Source organism: Paenarthrobacter ureafaciens, from assembly GCF_004028095.1.
GTDB classification, from domain to species: Bacteria; Actinomycetota; Actinomycetes; order Actinomycetales; family Micrococcaceae; genus Arthrobacter; species Arthrobacter ureafaciens.
Genome location: NZ_SBHM01000007.1, coordinates 3,030,665 through 3,048,367, shown reverse-complemented (window position 1 = coordinate 3,048,367; position 17,703 = coordinate 3,030,665). Strand labels below are relative to the sequence as shown.

Annotated in this window: 13 protein-coding genes; 10 read left to right on the top strand and 3 right to left on the bottom strand. The window is 64.0% G+C overall.

The genetic code is table 11. The features are described from left to right. Positions 1–85: 85 nt before the first annotated feature. From AUR_RS18245 to AUR_RS18225, 5 genes are all read left to right on the top strand, one after another. Entirely contained in the window at positions 86–1,609 is a 1,524-nt protein-coding gene (locus AUR_RS18245; RefSeq protein WP_062096164.1) for a leucyl aminopeptidase, read from the top strand. 294 nt (positions 1,610–1,903) lie between these two features. After that, positions 1,904–3,286 (top strand): dihydrolipoyl dehydrogenase, encoded by a 1,383-nt coding sequence (lpdA, locus tag AUR_RS18240; protein WP_021473131.1) that lies wholly within the window; start codon positions 1,904–1,906, stop codon positions 3,284–3,286. 113 nt (positions 3,287–3,399) lie between these two features. Continuing rightward, the gene (gene sucB / locus AUR_RS18235; protein ID WP_062096162.1) at positions 3,400–5,154 is read left to right on the top strand and encodes a 2-oxoglutarate dehydrogenase, E2 component, dihydrolipoamide succinyltransferase; all 1,755 of its coding nucleotides are present in this window, start codon (positions 3,400–3,402) and stop codon (positions 5,152–5,154) included. A 151-nt stretch (positions 5,155–5,305) separates the two neighbouring features. Continuing rightward, a complete protein-coding gene (locus AUR_RS18230) occupies positions 5,306–5,659 on the top strand; it encodes a hypothetical protein (RefSeq protein ID WP_021473133.1) in 354 nt (117 codons plus the stop codon). Positions 5,660–5,905: 246 nt separating this feature from the next. Continuing rightward, positions 5,906–6,334: an OsmC family protein gene (locus AUR_RS18225; RefSeq protein WP_021473134.1), complete on the top strand. Its 429-nt coding sequence runs from the start codon at positions 5,906–5,908 to the stop codon at positions 6,332–6,334. A 115-nt stretch (positions 6,335–6,449) separates the two neighbouring features. On the opposite strand, the gene AUR_RS18220 is transcribed toward AUR_RS18225, so the two are convergent. Continuing rightward, complete coding sequence (locus tag AUR_RS18220) at positions 6,450–9,998, bottom strand: S41 family peptidase (RefSeq protein ID WP_062099124.1); 3,549 nt, start codon at positions 9,996–9,998, stop codon at positions 6,450–6,452. Positions 9,999–10,083: 85 nt separating this feature from the next. Here AUR_RS18220 and AUR_RS18215 point away from each other — a divergent pair, with 85 nt between their 5' ends. Beyond that, entirely contained in the window at positions 10,084–10,986 is a 903-nt protein-coding gene (locus tag AUR_RS18215) for a TIGR01777 family oxidoreductase (RefSeq protein WP_062096156.1), read from the top strand. 44 nt (positions 10,987–11,030) lie between these two features. Here the strand turns inward: AUR_RS18215 and AUR_RS18210 are convergent, their stop codons facing one another. Then, a complete protein-coding gene (locus tag AUR_RS18210; protein ID WP_062096154.1) occupies positions 11,031–12,650 on the bottom strand; it encodes a serine/threonine protein kinase in 1,620 nt (539 codons plus the stop codon). Between the two features lie 150 nt (positions 12,651–12,800). Here AUR_RS18210 and lipB point away from each other — a divergent pair, with 150 nt between their 5' ends. From lipB to AUR_RS18195, 3 genes are all read left to right on the top strand, one after another. Beyond that, positions 12,801–13,469 (top strand): lipoyl(octanoyl) transferase LipB, encoded by a 669-nt coding sequence (gene lipB, locus AUR_RS18205; RefSeq protein WP_062096152.1) that lies wholly within the window; start codon positions 12,801–12,803, stop codon positions 13,467–13,469. Beyond that, a complete protein-coding gene (gene lipA, locus AUR_RS18200; RefSeq protein ID WP_062160001.1) occupies positions 13,466–14,473 on the top strand; it encodes a lipoyl synthase in 1,008 nt (335 codons plus the stop codon). The genes lipB and lipA overlap by 4 nt, the downstream gene beginning before the upstream one ends. A gap of 126 nt (positions 14,474–14,599) precedes the next feature. Further along, on the top strand, positions 14,600–15,361 hold the full coding sequence (locus tag AUR_RS18195) for a DUF4191 domain-containing protein (protein WP_021473339.1): 762 nt from the start codon (positions 14,600–14,602) through the stop codon (positions 15,359–15,361). A 128-nt stretch (positions 15,362–15,489) separates the two neighbouring features. Here the strand turns inward: AUR_RS18195 and AUR_RS18190 are convergent, their stop codons facing one another. After that, complete coding sequence (locus AUR_RS18190) at positions 15,490–15,927, bottom strand: RDD family protein (RefSeq protein WP_021473340.1); 438 nt, start codon at positions 15,925–15,927, stop codon at positions 15,490–15,492. 312 nt (positions 15,928–16,239) lie between these two features. On the opposite strand from AUR_RS18190, the gene glnA reads away from it, so the two are divergent. Beyond that, the gene (gene glnA, locus AUR_RS18185) at positions 16,240–17,664 is read left to right on the top strand and encodes a type I glutamate--ammonia ligase (protein WP_021473341.1); all 1,425 of its coding nucleotides are present in this window, start codon (positions 16,240–16,242) and stop codon (positions 17,662–17,664) included. The last annotated feature ends 39 nt before the right edge of the window (positions 17,665–17,703 follow it).

The following is a 17,703-nucleotide window of genomic DNA, read 5'->3' as shown; positions in this document are numbered from 1 at the left end:
AAGAGGACGTCGGGCGCGTACCGGGGCAGGGCGCCAAACATGCGGTCCCGCCATGCAATGCAGAGAGAAGTGAGGAAACATCCTCGTGGTCAAGACTACTGACATCATCCTCGGCGTGATTGCCAAGGACCTCAAGAAGTCCCCCAGCGACGCCCTCGTGGTAGGCGTAGCGCAAGGTGCAGACGGTCCCGTGCTGCTCTCCAATCCCTTGAGCGCGAAGGCTGCCGAGTCCATCGCGGGTTCCTTGAAGGTCCTGGGCATTACGGGAGCAGCGGACCAGGTTCACCGCCTTCCGGGCCTGCCGGAGACGGGCTCGGAACTCCTCGTGCTCGCCGGGCTCGGCAAGCCGCAGGCAGACGGCAGCTTCACCGGCGAAGCACTGCGTCGTGCAGCCGGCTCCGCGGTCCGCCAGCTTGCGGGCCTGGCGTCGGTGACGTTGGCGTTCCCGACGACGGCCCTCGCCGACGTCGCTGCCGTGGCCGAAGGCGCAGCCTTGGGTGCCTACTCCTACACCGAGCACCGCTCCAGCAAGGACGGCTTGAAGGCGCCGGTAGCCAAGGTTTCGATCTTCACAGCCGTGGATGCAAAGGAAGCGCAACCGGCCCTTGACCGGGCGATCGTCCTCGCCCGGGCCGTCAACGCCACGCGCACGCTGGTCAACCAGCCGCCCAGCCACCTCTTCCCCGAATCATTCGCCGAAGCCGCGAAGGAACTTTCCAAGGGCCTCCCCGTCAAGGTCACGGTCTGGGACGAGAAGCGCCTGGAAAAGGAAGGATTCGGCGGCATCCTCGGCGTTGGCAAGGGATCCACCAGACAGCCGCGCCTCGTCAAGGTTGAATACGCCCCGGCCAAAGCTGCCCGCAAAATCGCACTCGTGGGCAAGGGCATCACTTTCGATACCGGCGGTATCTCCATCAAGCCGGCCCTCGGCATGGGCGACATGAAGAGCGACATGGCCGGTGCCGCCGTCGTACTTAATGCCGTCCTGGCCATCGCATCCCTTGGACTGCCCATCAAGGCAACCGCGTGGCTCTGCATAGCGGAGAACATGCCCTCCGGTGCGGCGCAGCGGCCCGCGGACGTCCTGACCGTCTACGGCGGGAAGACCGTGGAGGTCCTGAACACCGACGCCGAGGGCCGGCTGGTCATGGCCGACGGCATCGTGGCGGCCAGCGAAGAGAAGCCCGACGCGATCATCGACGTCGCCACCCTGACCGGTGCGCAATTGATCGCACTTGGCCTGCGCACAGCCGGCGTCATGGGGACCGATTCGGTCACCTCGGCACTGAAGTCCGCAGCCGACCGGGCCGGTGAATTGGTCTGGCCGATGCCGCTGCCCGAGGAACTGCGCCCGAGCCTGGACTCGCAGGTGGCAGACCTGGCAAACATTGGAGAGCGCAATGGCGGCATGATGACTGCAGCCGTCTTCCTGCGCGAATTCGTTGGCAAGAACGGCAACGGTGAACAGATCCCGTGGGCCCACGTGGACATCGCCGGGCCGTCGTTCAACAACGGCAGCCCGTACGGATACACCCCCAAGCAGGGAACCGGATGCACCGTCCGGACCCTCGTGGCGTACGCGGAAGACCTGCTGACCGCCTCCGCCTAGATCCGCTACCCGCTCCACCAAAGCTTCCGTGGGCCGGCCGGGAACACTCCGGCGGCCCGCGGAAGCCCGGAATCATGCGGCTGATAGCGCTGTGTCACACGCGAACGTGAGTCTCGACACAAGCGCTCCACATTCGCCCGCGGAGGGTGGAGCATGGGTAGGTGGTTCGCTAAGGTGAACTCGATAGTCACAAATGCAAGAGAACTTACGTGCTGGCATAATCGCGGCAGTACAAGTTCCAAAGACCAGATGGCACGCACACCCGTGTCATCATTCACGCGAGGGAGCGTTTTAGTGGCCGATCAGGCAACTGCGCAAGAATTCGACATCCTGGTACTCGGTGGCGGCAGCGGCGGCTACGCCACGGCCCTGCGGGCCGTACAGCTTGGGTTCACCGTTGGCCTTGTGGAAAAGGCAAAGCTCGGCGGAACCTGCCTGCACAACGGTTGTATCCCCACCAAGGCCCTCCTGCACTCTGCCGAACTGGCAGACCATGCACGTGATTCCGCCAAGTACGGCGTGAACGTGACGCTTGACGGCATCGACATGCCGGCCGTCAACGCCTACAAGGACGGCATCATCGCCGGTAAGTTCAAGGGCCTCCAGGGACTCATCAAGTCCAAGGGCATCACGGTCATCGAAGGCGAAGGCAAGCTCCAGGGCACCGACACCGTCGTGGTGAACGGTACCGCCTACAAGGGCAAGAACATCGTGCTGGCCACCGGCTCCTACTCGCGTTCACTGCCCGGCCTGGAAATCGGCGGCAAGGTCATCACCTCGGACCAGGCCCTCACCATGGACTACATCCCCAAGAGCGCCATCGTGCTCGGCGGCGGCGTTATCGGTGTCGAGTTCGCATCCGTCTGGAAGTCGTTCGGCGTGGACGTCACCATCGTCGAAGGCCTCCCCTCCCTCGTGCCGAACGAGGACGCCACGATCGTGAAGAACCTCGAGCGCGCTTTCAAGAAGCGCGGCATCAAGTTCAGCACCGGCATCTTCTTCCAGGGCGTCGAGCAGGACGAAAACGGCGTCAAGGTCACCTTGGTTGACGGCAAGACCTTCGAAGCCGACCTCCTCCTGGTAGCCGTCGGCCGTGGCCCTGTCACAGCAAACCTCGGCTACGAGGAAGCCGGCCTCACCATCGACCGTGGGTTCGTCATCACCAACGAGCGCCTCCACACCGGCGTGGGCAACATCTACGCCGTCGGTGACATCGTCCCGGGCGTGCAGCTCGCCCACCGCGGCTACCAGCAGGGCATCTTCGTCGCCGAAGAGATCGCCGGTTTGAACCCCGCAATCGTCGAAGACATCAACATCCCCAAGGTCACCTACTGCGAGCCCGAGATTGCCACCGTTGGTTACACGGAGAAGGCAGCCAAGGAAAAGTTCGGCGAAGACCAGGTCCAGACCCAGGAATACAACCTTGCCGGTAACGGCAAGAGCTCCATCCTGGGCACCGGCGGCATCGTCAAGCTCGTCCGCCAGAAGGACGGCCCCGTTGTGGGCGTCCACATGATCGGTTCCCGTATGGGTGAACAAATCGGAGAGGCCCAGCTCATTGTGAACTGGGAAGCCTACCCGGAAGACGTGGCCCAGCTGGTCCACGCCCACCCCACGCAGAACGAAGCCCTGGGCGAAGCCCACCTTGCCCTCGCGGGCAAGCCGCTCCACGGCTAAGTCCCCACCAAGACAAACGGAACGGGCGTCTGCGGCATCATTGGCCGCTCACGCCCGTTCCGGACCAGCAGAACTCATCCGCACAAAAGATCAATAAGGAGAACGGGGACGACATGTCTGAATCCGTTAACTTGCCCGCCCTCGGTGAGAGTGTCACCGAAGGAACCGTCACCCGCTGGCTCAAGCAGGTTGGTGACCGGGTAGAGATCGACGAGCCGTTGCTCGAGGTTTCCACCGACAAAGTAGACACCGAAATCCCTTCTCCGGTCGCTGGCGTTATCGAAGAAATCCTCGTCGCTGAAGACGAGACCGCGGAAGTCGGCGCCCCCTTGGTCCGCATCGGCGATGGCTCCGGTTCGGGCTCGACCGGGGAGGCACCTGCCCAGGAAGCTCCCGCTGCTGAAGCACCGGCTGAGCAGCCGGCCCAGGAAGCTCCCGCCGCTGAAGCACCGGCTGAGCAGCCGGCCCAGGAAGCTCCCGCTGCCGGCGGCGAAGGCCACGAGGTCACCCTCCCGGCCCTCGGCGAGAGCGTCACTGAAGGCACCGTTACCCGCTGGCTGAAGGCCATTGGCGACACCGTTGAAGTTGATGAGCCCCTGCTGGAGGTCTCCACCGACAAGGTCGATACCGAGATTCCTTCCCCCGTAGCTGGAACTTTGCAGGAAATCCGCGTCAGCGAGGACGAAACAGCTGAGGTCGGATCGGTCCTGGCCGTCATCGGTTCCGGCGCAGCCGCACCTGCTGCGGCTCCGGCACCCGCTGCGGAAACGCCTGCCGCAACCGAGGCTCCCGCCGCTCCTGCTGCCGAGGAAGCTCCGGCTCCCGCAGCGTCCCCGGCCCCGGAGGCACCGGCTGCCCCGGCTGCCCCGGCCCAGGAAGCTGCACCCGCTGCTTCTGCCCCTGCAGCAGCCCAGTCCGAGTCCGGCAGCTCCTCCGAGTCCGGCTACGTCACCCCGTTGGTGCGCAAGCTCGCAAACCAGCACGGCGTAGACATCGCCTCCGTCTCCGGCACCGGCGTCGGCGGCCGCATCCGCAAGCAGGATGTGCTCGCAGCTGCCGAAGCAAAGCAGGCTGCTGCAGCACCGGCACCGGCCGCTGCTCCTGCTGCCGCCCCCAAGGCTGCTGCTCCGGTTGTTGCTTCGTCCCTGCGCGGTACCACCGAGAAGGCACCCCGCATCCGTCAGGTCATCGCCCGCCGCATGCGCGAGTCGCTTGAGGTCTCCACGCAGCTGACGCAGGTGCACGAAGTGGACATGACCAAGATCGCCAAGCTTCGCCTCAAGGCCAAGAACAACTTCCAGGCCCAGAACGGCGTCAAGCTCACGTTCCTGCCGTTCATCGCCAAGGCTGTTGCCGAAGCCCTGAAGCAGCACCCCAAGCTCAACGCTGCCTACGACGAGTCCAAGCAGGAAATCACCTACCACAACGCCGAGCACCTCGCGATTGCCGTGGACACCGACAAGGGCCTCCTTGTTCCTGTCATCGCAGACGCGGGCAACCTGAACCTCGCCGGTCTTGCCAGCAAGATCGCCGACGTCGCAGGCCGCACCCGTGATGGCAAGATCGGTCCGGATGAACTGTCAGGCGGCACGTTCAGCATCACCAACATCGGTTCCGTCGGCGCGCTGTTCGACACTCCGATCATCAACCAGCCGCAGGTCGGCATCCTGGGAACGGGTGCGATCGTCAAGCGCGCTGTAGTGGTAGCTGACGAGAACGGCGACGATTCGATCGCCATCCGCTCCATGATGTACCTGTCGCTGACCTACGATCACCGCCTGGTGGACGGCGCCGACGCCGGCCGCTTCCTCCAGACCCTCAAGGCCCGCCTTGAGGAAGGTGCGTTCGAAGCGGACCTGGGCCTCTAAGCCCGGTCACAGCACACCATAGATAAGAAGAGGGGCAGGTTCTCCGGGTAGGCCCGGAAAACCTGCCCCTCTTCCGTGTTCCGGTCGCCACGCCCCCTGGACAAGCACGTTTCTGCTACGTGATGTAGAAGAAACTGGCTAAGCTTGGCTCATGAGTATCCTGTACAGCATTCTGGTGTTCCTGCACATCGTCGGCGCCGCCATGATCGTGGGCTACTGGATCGCCACCATGAAGACGCCCACTGTGCATCCCCGCCAGCGGGACGGTGCGTTCCTTCAGCTCCTCACCGGCATCGCCATGATGGGCCTTATTCCTTTCATGGATGACAAGGACCCGAACTACGTCAAGCTCGGTATCAAGTTCGCCATAGCGATTGTGGTGGCAGTCCTGGCAGTCATCGGCTCCCGCAAGGTCAAGAAGGGCGAGCCTGTCTCCACCGGCCTGGCTCACGGAGTCGGCGGGCTGGCGCTGGTCAACATCGCTCTAGCCACCCTCTGGAACTAAGGGTTCCGGAACCACCTACTGCGGAACCATCTACTGCACGTCCCAGTCGCGCCAAGCACCGACACCGGTCAACAGCCGTCCTGCCCATGGCAGGGCGGCTGTATTTTGTCCGGCGGCCTGCTGGCCGGGGGTCACAATCCACTGACAGCGGAATGTCCGTGCACGTCCTCCCCCGAATCCATAGGATTGGACACGGTGGCAACCCGCGAAGGCGGGTGCCGGCTCACAACTACCCAAGGAGTGGATATGGCAGCAGTACGCACCGCACACACCGTCTGGAACGGCAACCTGATGGAGGGCTCCGGCAACACCACGCTGGACAGCTCGGGACTCGGCACGTTCGACGTCACCTGGAAGGCCCGCACCGAACAGGCCGGCGGCAAGACCAGCCCCGAAGAACTTATTGCAGCGGCCCACTCTGCGTGCTTCTCCATGGCATTCAGCCACGCCTTGGCCGGAGCCGGTTACACTCCGGAAGAAGTCCAGACCAAAGCGGACGTGACCTTCGTTCCGGGTACCGGCATCACGGGCAGCCACCTGACCATGAGCGCCCGTATCCCCGGCATCTCCGAAGAAGAGTTCCGCCGTATCTCGGAGGAAGCCAAGACCGGCTGCCCCGTGTCCGGCGCGCTCTCGAGCATCGACATCACCCTGGATGCCACCCTCACCGCCTAAGCCGGCAAGTTTCCCCCACGGACTGTCCGCTTGAGGACATCCTTTCCGGAACAAACCATCCGGTAATACGGGAAAGGCCCTGCACTTGAAGAAGTGCAGGGCCTTTCCCGTATTCCTAGCGGGCCTGGGGGCGGGCCGGCAACGCGCCTGGCCGGACGCTCCTGTAGCCCTCCCGGAGCGGAGGCCGGTCCGTAGGCAACTCCTGGATCATTTCCTTGAGCGCGCCGATGCCGTACTCCAGCTGCGGATCAATGCCCGCTGCGTACGCGTGCGGAGGGAACAGTACCTCGATGTCCGGTTCCACGCCGCGGTTTTCCACGTCCCAGCCGATGCCTCCGCCGAACCATGTGGCGTACCGGGGCTGCGTAACGCCCGTCCCGTCAGCCAAGGCAAAGCGGTTGTCAATGCCGACCACCCCTCCCCAGGTCCTGGTGCCGATCACGGGACCGATGCCACGCAGCTTCGAAACCTGGGTGATGATGTCGCCGTCGGAACCGGCAAACTCATCGGCCAGGATGACCACCGGCCCCCGGGGTGCATGATGCGGATAGGTCCGCGGTTTTTCGCCCCGGGGCATGCTCCAGCCTGTGACTTTCCGGCCGATCAGCTCGGCCACCAACTGCGAGGTATGGCCGCCACGGTTCCGCCGAACGTCAACAATCAACCCGTCCAGGGCGGTTTCGGTATCCAAGTCACGGTGCAGCTGCGCCCATCCGTTGGCCATCATGTCCGGAACGTGCAGATAGCCGAACTTACCTCCGGACGCCTCGCGGACAGTGCGGCGGTTGCCGCGCACCCAGTCCTGGTACCGCAGCTGTTCCTCGTCCCGTACGGGCACCACGGCAACCCGCCGCTGGACCCCTGCTGCGATGCCATGGCCCGGGCCATTCACCAGGGTCAGCTCCACCGTGCGGCCTGCCGCACCGACCAACTGCATCGCCGGGGTCACGGCGGCAGAAAGCCCGACGCCGTCAATCGCCAGAAGCACGTCGCCCACCTTCGCGTCCGCTCCCGGACGTGTCAGGGGTGAGGTGGCGAGGGGATCGGAGGATTCGCCGGCCAGGATGGCGGTGATCTCCCAACCGTGTTCTCCCAGCTGGAACTCGGCTCCCAGCCGGCCCTGGCCGTTCCGGCCCGGCTCACTGACAGCAGCCGGCTTGACGTAAGCGTGCGAGGTCCCCAACTCCCCGTGGATCTCCCAGAGAAGATCCACCAGGTCATCATGCGAACCGAGCCGCTCCACGATCGGGCGATAGCGCCGATGCACGGACTCCCAATCCTGGCCTGCCATGTCCGGTGCCCAGAAGAAGTCCCGCTGGAGGCGCCAGGCCTCGTCGAAGGCCTGGCCCCACGCCGCGACGGGGTCCAGGATGACGCGGATCCTGTTGAGTTCAACCTTCACCAGGTCGCCGGACTCTTCGTCGACTTTCTTATCAGCCGGAACTGACGTCACCTGCTGGTCCAGCACGTAGACGATCCGTTGCCTGTCGCCGCTGAGCCGGTAACGGTCGGCGGCCTTGACCAAGGTGGTCTCCTGGCGCTTTGCAAGGTCGTAGCGGATCAGTGCCGGAGCGGGCTTCTTGTCCTGCAGCGTTCCTTTGCCCTCTCCCGTGACGCCGGACAACTCCGTGTCCAGCCAGAGGAGGGATCCCTCGCCCGCCGTCAACGCGGAGTAATTCCCTTGCGGCACAGGCACGGCAATGACGCGGTGGGCGAGTCCCTCCGCATCCACCCGCACGACGGGAGCGTCGCCGTCGTCGTTCTTCCCGGCGTCGGCGGGATCGTCTTCAAGGGTGTCGATGGAGGGCCCGAACGGCGACGGCGTATCCGCAGCCAACGCTACGAGGTACGGCTTGATGGGGCTTGGGAAGGACAGGTCAAAGGAGTGTCCGTCATAAACGGGGTCGAAGCTCCGGTTGGAAAGGAACGCAAGGAATTTGCCGTCCGGAGTGAAGTGCGGCGATTCGTCGCAGAACCGTCCGTCAGTGATGTCAATGATGTCGGTTGCATCCCCGTTGGGCTTGGCGATCCTCAGCTTGCTGCGCGTCCCGAACGACGTCACCGGCTCGGACCAGGCGAGCCACTGCGAATCCGCCGACCAGGCCAGCTGTTCGACGCTGCCTTCACCGATGCTGACCAGCCGGGACAAGGCTCCGGACGCCGCGTCCGCCACAAACACGTCACCGAACGCAGTTCCGATCGCCAACCAGCGGCCATCGGGGCTTGCTTCCAGCGCGCTGACCCTGGCAGGCGCCGGAAGTTCCACCCTGACTTCGCCGTGGTGCTTCGCTTCGGGGGCAGCAGTGGGCTCCGCCGCCGCAGCCGCCGTGTCCGGTGACGGAGCTCCGGTGTCCGCTTGCGCTGTTCCCGCGCTTGCCGACGCGGGGTCTCCGGCCTTGGGTTCCTGCGGGGCTCCCGCCGCTGATTCGGGTCGACCCACAACGCGGGATACGGCCACCGGCTTCGGGAGGACTCCGTCCGGCGCTTCGCTGGCTTCTTCCGGCGACGGCTCCGCGGCGGACTGGCCCGTCACGGCCTGTGCCGTCGCAGGCTTTGCGGGAGGGGCCAAGCGCGCGGCAATACGTTTGATGTAGAGGGCTTCGACGCCGTCGTGATCGGCTACGTAGGCAATCCTGCCGTCCGTCAGGGGACGCGGGAGGCGCGCACGCACGCCGGGCGTCGCTTCAACCACGCGCGACGGGCCGTCCTTATGGCGCAACCAATGGACCGTGCCGTGGGTTTCAACGGCGCTGGCGGTTCCGTTGATGTTGGGAACCACGTCACCGAGGTGGCCCGACACCTTCAAGGGGGCCGGGCGACGAGCCGGTGAAGCGGACCCGAGCGTGATCTCCAGTTTGGTGGCTACAGCCTCGGAATCCAGTGACGGAAGGATCCACAGCTCCCCCGCGGATTCAAACACCACCCTTGTACCGTCCGTGCTTGCGTGCCGGACGTAGAAGTCCTCGTGGTCGGTATGCCGGCGCAGATCGGAACCGTCCGGGCGGACCGAATACAGGTTGCCGTATCCCTCATGGTCGGAGAGGAAGGCAATGCGGTCCTTGATCCACAGGGGGTCGGTAAGGTTGCCGTCGAGCTCCGGGACCAACCGCTCGTACTCACCGTTGCCGTCAGCATCGATCCACAACTTCCCTGCCGTACCACCCCGGTACCGCTTCCACCACGCAGGTTCCCGGGACAGGACGCTCGCCAGGACAACCGGCCGCTCATCCCCAACCTCCGGGCCGAATGCGACACCCTCTACAGGTCCGAAAGGAAGTTCGACGGCGGCGCCGCCTTCCAGCGGCAGGCTATAGGCGTGGGTGTGCCGGCTTTCGGCCTTCTGGAAGGCGCTGGTCACCACGATGTGGCCCGATGGGTTGAACCCCTTGACTTTGGTAGTGCTGTGCCCGAAGTAGCTCAACTGTTTGTAACCGGCACCGTTGATATCGGCAGTCACCACTTCCGGCGCCGTTCCCACCACCGTTGTCCACACGAGTCGCTTGCCGTCCGGGGTGAACCTGGGATTCCGTGCCGGCAACTGCTGGGAGGAGACCCGCCAGGCGCGGCCGCCCGTGACGGGAGCAATCCAGATGTCGTCTTCGGCCACGAACGTGACAAGGTCGCCGTGCACATGCGGAAAGCGGAGGTAACTGGAAGAGGTCATTGTTCGATCATAGTCAGAAGGTGAAACACCGTCGCCGCTGTTCAGCGGCGTTTCCAGCATGCACCGGCCCATGGTGAGATGGGTCATGAGAATCGTGATGTCCGGAGCTTCCGGAATGATTGGCACCGCGTTGTCCAAGCTGCTGGAGTCCCGTGGGGATGAGGTGATCCGGTTGGTGCGCAGGCCTGCGGCCAACAACAAGGAGTGGTCCTGGGATCCGTCCGCAGGTGTCCTGGACGAAGCGGTCCTGGACGGTGCCGACGCCGTAGTGAACCTTTCCGGCGCGGGGATCGGTGACCGTCCCTGGACGAAGAACAGGATCCGGGTTCTGCACGATTCCAGGCTCCAACCTACCCGGACCCTGACGGCGGCAATGGGCAGGCTCGGTTCCCCGCCACGCACCTTCGTCAGCCAGTCGGCGTCGGGGTATTACGGAGCGTCCCGCCGGGAAGTCCTTCATGAGGACTCAGCCCCCGGCGAAGTCGGAGTGTTGGCGCCATTGTGCGTGCAGTGGGAGGAAGCGGCCAGGACGGCTCCCGACGGTGTCAGGGTGGTGACTCCCCGTACCGGCGTCGTGCTGAGCACCCAAGGCGGGGCGCTGGGTCCGTTGCTTCCACTCCTCAAAGTTGGCTTGGGCGGCCCCTTTGGCAACGGCCGGCAGTACTGGCCGTGGATCACCTTGGCCGACGAGGCCTCGGCGCTGGCGTTCCTTGTGGATTCGCAGCTTGAGGGCGCCGTGAACCTCTGCGCTCCGGGCCTCGCGGACGTCAACACAATCGTTGCCCGGCTGGCCGAGGGCTTCCACCGGCCGGCATTCCTGCGGGTACCCCGGCCGGCCCTCAGGCTTGTCCTGGGCGGACTTGCCGATGAGCTGGTTATGGCAGACCAAGCGATGTATCCAGGCAAGCTGGCCGGGGCGGGCTTTACGTGGCAGCATCCCGAACTGCGCCAGGCAGTGGCCTGGCTGACGAGCCGGCCTGGCCGGTAAGTTCAACAGCCTGCAAGCCCGACCCCCTCACCGGCCGGAAGCCCTCACTGGTCCGAAGCCAGGATTTCGACGATGCGCCATGCCCCTTCCGTCCGTTTCAAGACGAGCCGCAGGTCCTGGGGTTTGCCTGCCGGCTGCCGGTGCATGACCCGGCCCGCTGCGTCCCTCTCTTCGTAGTCGGAGGTGGTTGCTGTCAGTTCCACTTCGGCGCTGTTTCCATCCTTGCTTCGCAGGGAAACGTTGGCCACCTCGGTGGACAAGCCGCCCAGCCGGATGCCTTGCGAGGCGAGGTGCCCGGATAAGTCCTTATCTGCAGCCTCAGCCGGCGAGCCGGGACCATTGACCAGGGCCAGCAGCTCCGGTCGTCCTTCGCGCAATGCAAGGTCCCGCACTCGTGACAGGGCCGGGAGGGCGGCCTCGGGTTCGGTCGCCTTGAGAGCTTGGGCGAGGTCGGCCGGGAGGTCATGGCTGAATGGTGTGGTCCCGGCGACTGGAACAGCGGACCGCTCCCCCGTCGAAACAGCGGTGGCATCAGGGGTCTGCTGTGATGGGGATCCGTTGGGCCACAAGTAGGCCCCGGCCGCAAGGAGCGCCAGACCGGCTACGCCGATCGTTCCGGCCTTTATGATGCCTCCCCGAACGCCTTTGCCGGAGGACCGGCGGCCAGCGGCACGCAGGGTCCCGGAGGAGATTACATCACTTTCCCAAACCAATGGCGTGGCCCGCTTGCGGCGCCACGGGAGCCGCCGTCGTCGTGTATCCGCGTCCCGCCGGCGGGTCAACAGCTCTGGAATGACGGACGGGTGGACCGCCCCGGCAAGATCCACCGGATGCGCGGCCGCGCTTCGGTGCACGGCCGTACCGAACTCTTTGGCAGTGGGGCGGGCCTTCGGATCGGGATCGAGCCCGGCCTCGAGGGCCGCGGCAAGGCCGGAAGGAACCCCCGGAACCAACAACGGCAACGGGGGCCGTTCGGGGCCAGGCTCAGGAGCGTGGCCGGTGAGGCAAAACCAACCCAACGCAGCCAATGAGTACACATCGCGGGCAGGTTGGAGGATCCTCCTGCCCGCCCGGCCAGTGGAAAAACTGTCCGCGAAGCCTTCGGTCCCCGCCGGGTGGGAATCCTGGACTTCTCCCAGAAGGCTTGCCGTTCCCAGATCTGCCAGCAAGGGCTTGCCGTGGGAGGTGAAGAGGACGTTACCGGGCGAGATATCACCGTGCACAGTGCCCTCACCGTGCAGATAGGACAGTGCATGCGCCAGCGGAACCAGGACGGTCACCGCCTCGCCGATGCCGAGGCTGCCGCGTATCGCGACGAGGGCGGCCAGTGAGCCTCCGGCGGCGTAGTCGAGGACGAGTCCCACGCCGTCGGAACCGTTGCCACTGAACTGCACGACGTCGTGAACCCTCAGCAAGTGCCCGTGCCGGAGCGATGACATCACTGCCACCTCCCGGGACGCGCCGTCCACCATGGGTACGTTCCCGGCATCCTTCTCCGGGACGGCGATGCACTTGATGGCGAACCTTGAGCCGGCCCCGTGCCCCGGGCCGTGGTCCTTTTCAGCCAACCAGACTGTGGAGGATGCACCTCGACCCAGGAAACGGTGGACCCGATAGCCGGGAATGGCAGGCGGAGATGAAGGAGATTTATCCGGAGAACCCATGTCAAAGGTCTACCCCACGCCGGGTTTTCCTGCAGAAGTTATCCACAGGCTCCAAGGCCATCGCCCGATCCGCCCGACGCCGCACGGATGCGACTGAGAGGTTCACCACAAAACCATGGGCACCGTTCCACGGGGTCTAAGCTTGAAGTCATGACTCTTGAGTTCTCACAGCTGGGTCTTGCCCCTGATTTCGTTGACTACATGCAGGGCTGGGACCTGCAGCGCGAAATCCACAACAAAGTTGTTGCGGGCGAGAAACCCAGTACCGTCCTGCTTCTGGAGCACGCAGCCGTCTACACGGCCGGCAAACTCACCGAAGACCATGAGCGCCCCTTCGACGGTACCCCGGTGGTTCCAGTTGACCGGGGCGGCAAACTGACCTGGCACGGACCGGGACAGCTCATCGCCTACCCCATCCTCAAACTCAAGAACCGCGCAGGCATCCGCGACTACGTTGAGCGTCTGGAAGCCATCATGATCGCGGTCATGGAGGATTACGGGATCAAGGCCGTTCGGATCAAGGGCCGGGCCGGCGTCTGGGTCCTGGCGGATGACAAAGGACCGGACCGGAAGATCGCAGCGATCGGCATCCGCGTCCTGGATGGCGTCACCATGCACGGTGTTGCCATCAACTGCAGCAACGATCTCACCCCGTACGCACAGATCATCGCTTGCGGAATCACGGACGCCAGCGTCACCACCATGTCGCTGGAAACCGGCCGGACCATCAATCCGGCGGACATCGTTGACAGGTTTGTGGAAGAGTTCCGCAAGCATGAAGAAGCACTTGTTGCAACACCAGAAGGAGCACTCCAGTGACCCTGGCACCTGAAGGCCGTAAGTTGCTGCGCGTTGAGCAGCGTAACGCGGCGGTCCCGGTTGAGCGTAAGCCTGAGTGGATCAAAGCGAAGGTCCAGATGGGCCCTGAGTTTGTTGGGTTGAAGAACCTGGTGAAGAAGGAAGGCCTGCACACGGTGTGTGAGGAGGCCGGGTGCCCGAACATTTTCGAGTGCTGGGAAGACAAGGAAGCGACGTTCCTGATCGGCGGGTCCGAATGCACGCGGCGCTGTGATTTCTGCCAGATCGATACCGGCAAACCCTCCCCGCTGGACCGCTTCGAACCCACCAAAGTGGCCAGGAGTGTGCAGGCGATGCAGCTGCGCTACGCGACCGTGACCGGCGTGGCCCGTGATGACCTCGAGGACGAGGGTGTGTGGCTGTACGCCGAAACGGTCCGGAAGATCCACGAACTGAACCCCGGCACCGGGGTGGAACTGCTGATCCCGGACTTCTCCGGCAAACCCGAACACATCGCCGCGATCTGTGCGTCCAAGCCCGAGGTGTTCGCGCACAACGTCGAGACCGTGCCCCGGATTTTCAAGCGGATCCGTCCGGCGTTCCGGTACGAGCGTTCCCTGGACGTGATCACCCAAGGCCGGGATCTGGGCATGGTGACCAAGTCCAACCTGATCCTGGGCATGGGCGAGACCCGCGAGGAAATCTCCGAAGCCCTCCGGGACCTGCACGATGCCGGGTGTGACCTGATCACGATCACCCAGTACCTGCGCCCCTCCGAGCGGCACCTGCCCGTGGACCGGTGGGTCAAGCCCCAGGAATTCGTGGACCTCCAGCACGAGGCCGAAGAGATCGGCTTCCTCGGCGTCATGTCCGGGCCCTTGGTCCGCTCCTCCTACCGCGCCGGGCGCCTCTGGGCCACCGCGATGCGGAAGAAAGGCTGGGCCATCCCCGAAGCCCTGGCCCACATCGAATCCTCCGGCACCACCCGCCAGGAAGCCTCCACCATCCTCGCCGCCCACGGCTAAACCGGCCCCACAGCTAACCAACACAGAAGACGAACCAAACCATCGGAGCCTCCGGCGCCTGTAAGAACACTTACCGGTGCCGGAGGTTCCGGTGCTGGTGCATGCATCACGTAGAATTAAGGCACTATGGCGAAATCCCCTGACTCCAGCAACTCGACCCCTTCGGCCGACGCTCCCAAGCGTGGCCTGTTCCAGCGCAAGCCCAAAGAAGCCAAGGCCAAAAAGCCCAGCCAGCTGAAGCAGATCGCCGAAGTCTTCAAGATGACCCGGCGCAATGATCCACAGGTTGTATGGATCATGGTGTTGGCGTTCCTTGCCGTGGTAGCCGTTGCCTTCCTTATCGGCTTCCTTCTGGAAAACTGGGTCACCGGCCTCATTATCGGCATTCCGCTGGGACTGCTGGCCGCGGTCTTCATCCTTTCCCGTAGGGCTGAGCGCGCAGCCTTCGCCCAGATCGAGAACCAGCCGGGCGCCTCGGGTGCCGCATTGGGCACGCTTCGCCGCGGGTGGATCACTCAGGACCAGCCTGTTGCCGTGAACCCGCGCACCCAGGACGCCGTCTTCATGGCCATCGGTCGTCCCGGAGTTGTCTTGGTCAGCGAGGGACCCAGCCATCGCGTCAAGACCCTGGTGGACGGAGAGCGCAAGCGCCTGACCCGCATTCTCCCCAACGTCAGCGTCCACGTGATTGAGTCCGGCCGCGGCGAAGGCCAGGTGCCGCTGAACCAGATTGCCAAGACCATGGGCAAGATGAAGAAGGAACTGACCAAGGTGGAAGTGAACGCCGTGTCCAAGCGGATCAACTCCTTGGGTAACCGTCTTCCGATCCCCAAGGGCATTGATCCTTACAAGGCCCGTCCGGACCGCAAGGCTGCACGCGGCCGCTAAGATCCGAAACTAAAACGCCGCCCCGGCTCCGAGTGATCACGTCACGCGAAGCGCCGGGGCGGCTTTTTGTTGGGCAGGGTTTGGCTACATCCGGAGCAGGGTTTGGCTACATCCGGAGCAGGGCCTGACTACATCCGAATCAGGATGGTATTCATGGCTTTGTCATGGAGACCTCGCTGGTCCGGATCGAAGACCACCGCGGGAATAACCAGGCACAGCAGCACGGTGCGGACCAGTGCGGCCAAAGGGCCGGCCGGTTTCCCGCCGAGGCGTACAACATGGATTCCGGCCACCCTGTGGCCAATGCTGTATCCGAGGGTGCCGATAAGGAGTATCTGCTCTGCCGCGAAAACGGCCAGGGTGGCCCATTGGTTGCCACCGAACGCGAAGTTACTGATGACCAACGCTATGGTCCAGTCGATCACGATGCCCAAGATGCGCCGTCCGGCCCGGGCGATGGAGCCTGGCCCGGACTCAGGAAGTCCCAATCGTTCACCGGGATATTTGGAGATGCCGGATGTGTCCGGTCCACTGAGCCAGGAGCCTATGTCTTTGCGATCAACCACCCCATAAGCTTAACTGTTCAAACGTCCCCGGGATGCTCGCCGGCACCTGCACGGCGCTGTGGAATCCGTTGGCCGTGTTCAGCCAGCGGACCTGGTGGACCTGACACCCGCAAGCCGACTACCGTTTACACAACAGATGATTCTGTAACCTCCCGGAAACAATACTGACATTCCCGGGAAATCCCGTCTCCCTAAGGTGATAGGAGTTGCCAGCCACCGAGGCAAGGGGAGTTTCTGCGTCTCCAGATCCCCGGCCCGGGCTGCACCACGCGGCCTCCCCGGCCTGTTACTTGATATGCATAAGGAGCATAGATGTTCAAGACTGCGGACGAAGTCCTCAAGTTCATCAAAGAAGAAGACGTCAAATTCGTCGATATCCGCTTCACCGACCTCCCCGGTGTCCAGCAGCACTTCAACGTGCCGGCCAAGAGCGTCGACCTCGACTTCTTCGTGAACGGTCAGCTCTTCGACGGTTCCTCCATCCGCGGTTTCCAGGGCATCGCCGAATCCGACATGCAGCTCATCCCGGACGTGACCTCGGCCTTCGTTGACACGTTCCGCATCGAGAAGACCCTGGCTTTGAACTTCTCCATCGTCAACCCCCGTACGGGTGACCCCTACCACCGCGACCCCCGCGGCGTGGCGGAAAAGGCTGAGGCCTACCTGGCTTCCACCGGCATCGCCGACACCGCGTTCTTCGCACCCGAGGCTGAGTTCTTCGTTTTCGACAACATCCAGTACGAGTCCTCACCGCAGGGCAGCTTCTACAAGATCGACTCCGAAGAAGCACACTGGAACACCGGCCGCAAGGAAGAGGGCGGCAACCTCGGTTACAAGACCCCCGTCAAGGGTGGCTACTTCCCGGTCTCCCCCACCGACAAGCAGGCTGACCTCCGTGACGCCATGTGCGTTGAGCTGGACAAGGCAGGCCTCGAAGTTGAGCGTTCGCACCACGAAGTAGGTTCGGCGGGCCAGGCTGAAATCAACTACAAGTTCACCACGCTGACTGCTGCTGCCGATGACCTGCAGAAGTTCAAGTACGTCATCAAGAACACGGCTGATGCCTGGGGCAAGTCGGTAACCTTCATGCCGAAGCCGGTCTTCGGTGACAACGGTTCGGGCATGCACTGCCACCAGTCCCTGTGGAGCAACGGCGAGCCGCTGTTCTACGACGAGAAGGGCTACGCAGGCCTCTCCGACACCGCCCGCTGGTACATCGGCGGCCTGCTGAAGCACGCTTCGGCTGTCCTTGCCTTCACAAACCCGACCGTCAACTCCTACCGCCGCCTGGTCAAGGGCTTCGAAGCTCCGGTCAACATGGTCTACTCGCAGGGCAACCGCTCCGCCGGTATCCGTATCCCGATCACCGGTTCCAACCCGAAGGCAAAGCGCATCGAGTTCCGCGCGCCGGACCCCTCCTCCAACCCGTACCTGGCTTTCGCAGCCCAGCTGATGGCTGGCATTGACGGTATCCGCAACCGCATCGAACCCCCGGCTCCGATCGACAAGGACCTCTACGAGCTCCCCGCCGAGGAAGCCAAGGACATCCCCAAGGCTCCGGGTTCTCTGGAAGAAGCACTCGAAGCCCTTCGTGAGGACAACGAGTTCCTCCAGGCCGGCGGCGTCTTCACCCAGGACCTGATCGACACCTGGATCGAGTACAAGTACGAGAACGAGATCCGCCCGCTGTCCCTGCGCCCGAACCCCTACGAGTTCGAGCTCTACTACGGCGTGTAGTCTCTACGCAAACACGAAGGCCGCTCCCGGATAACCCGG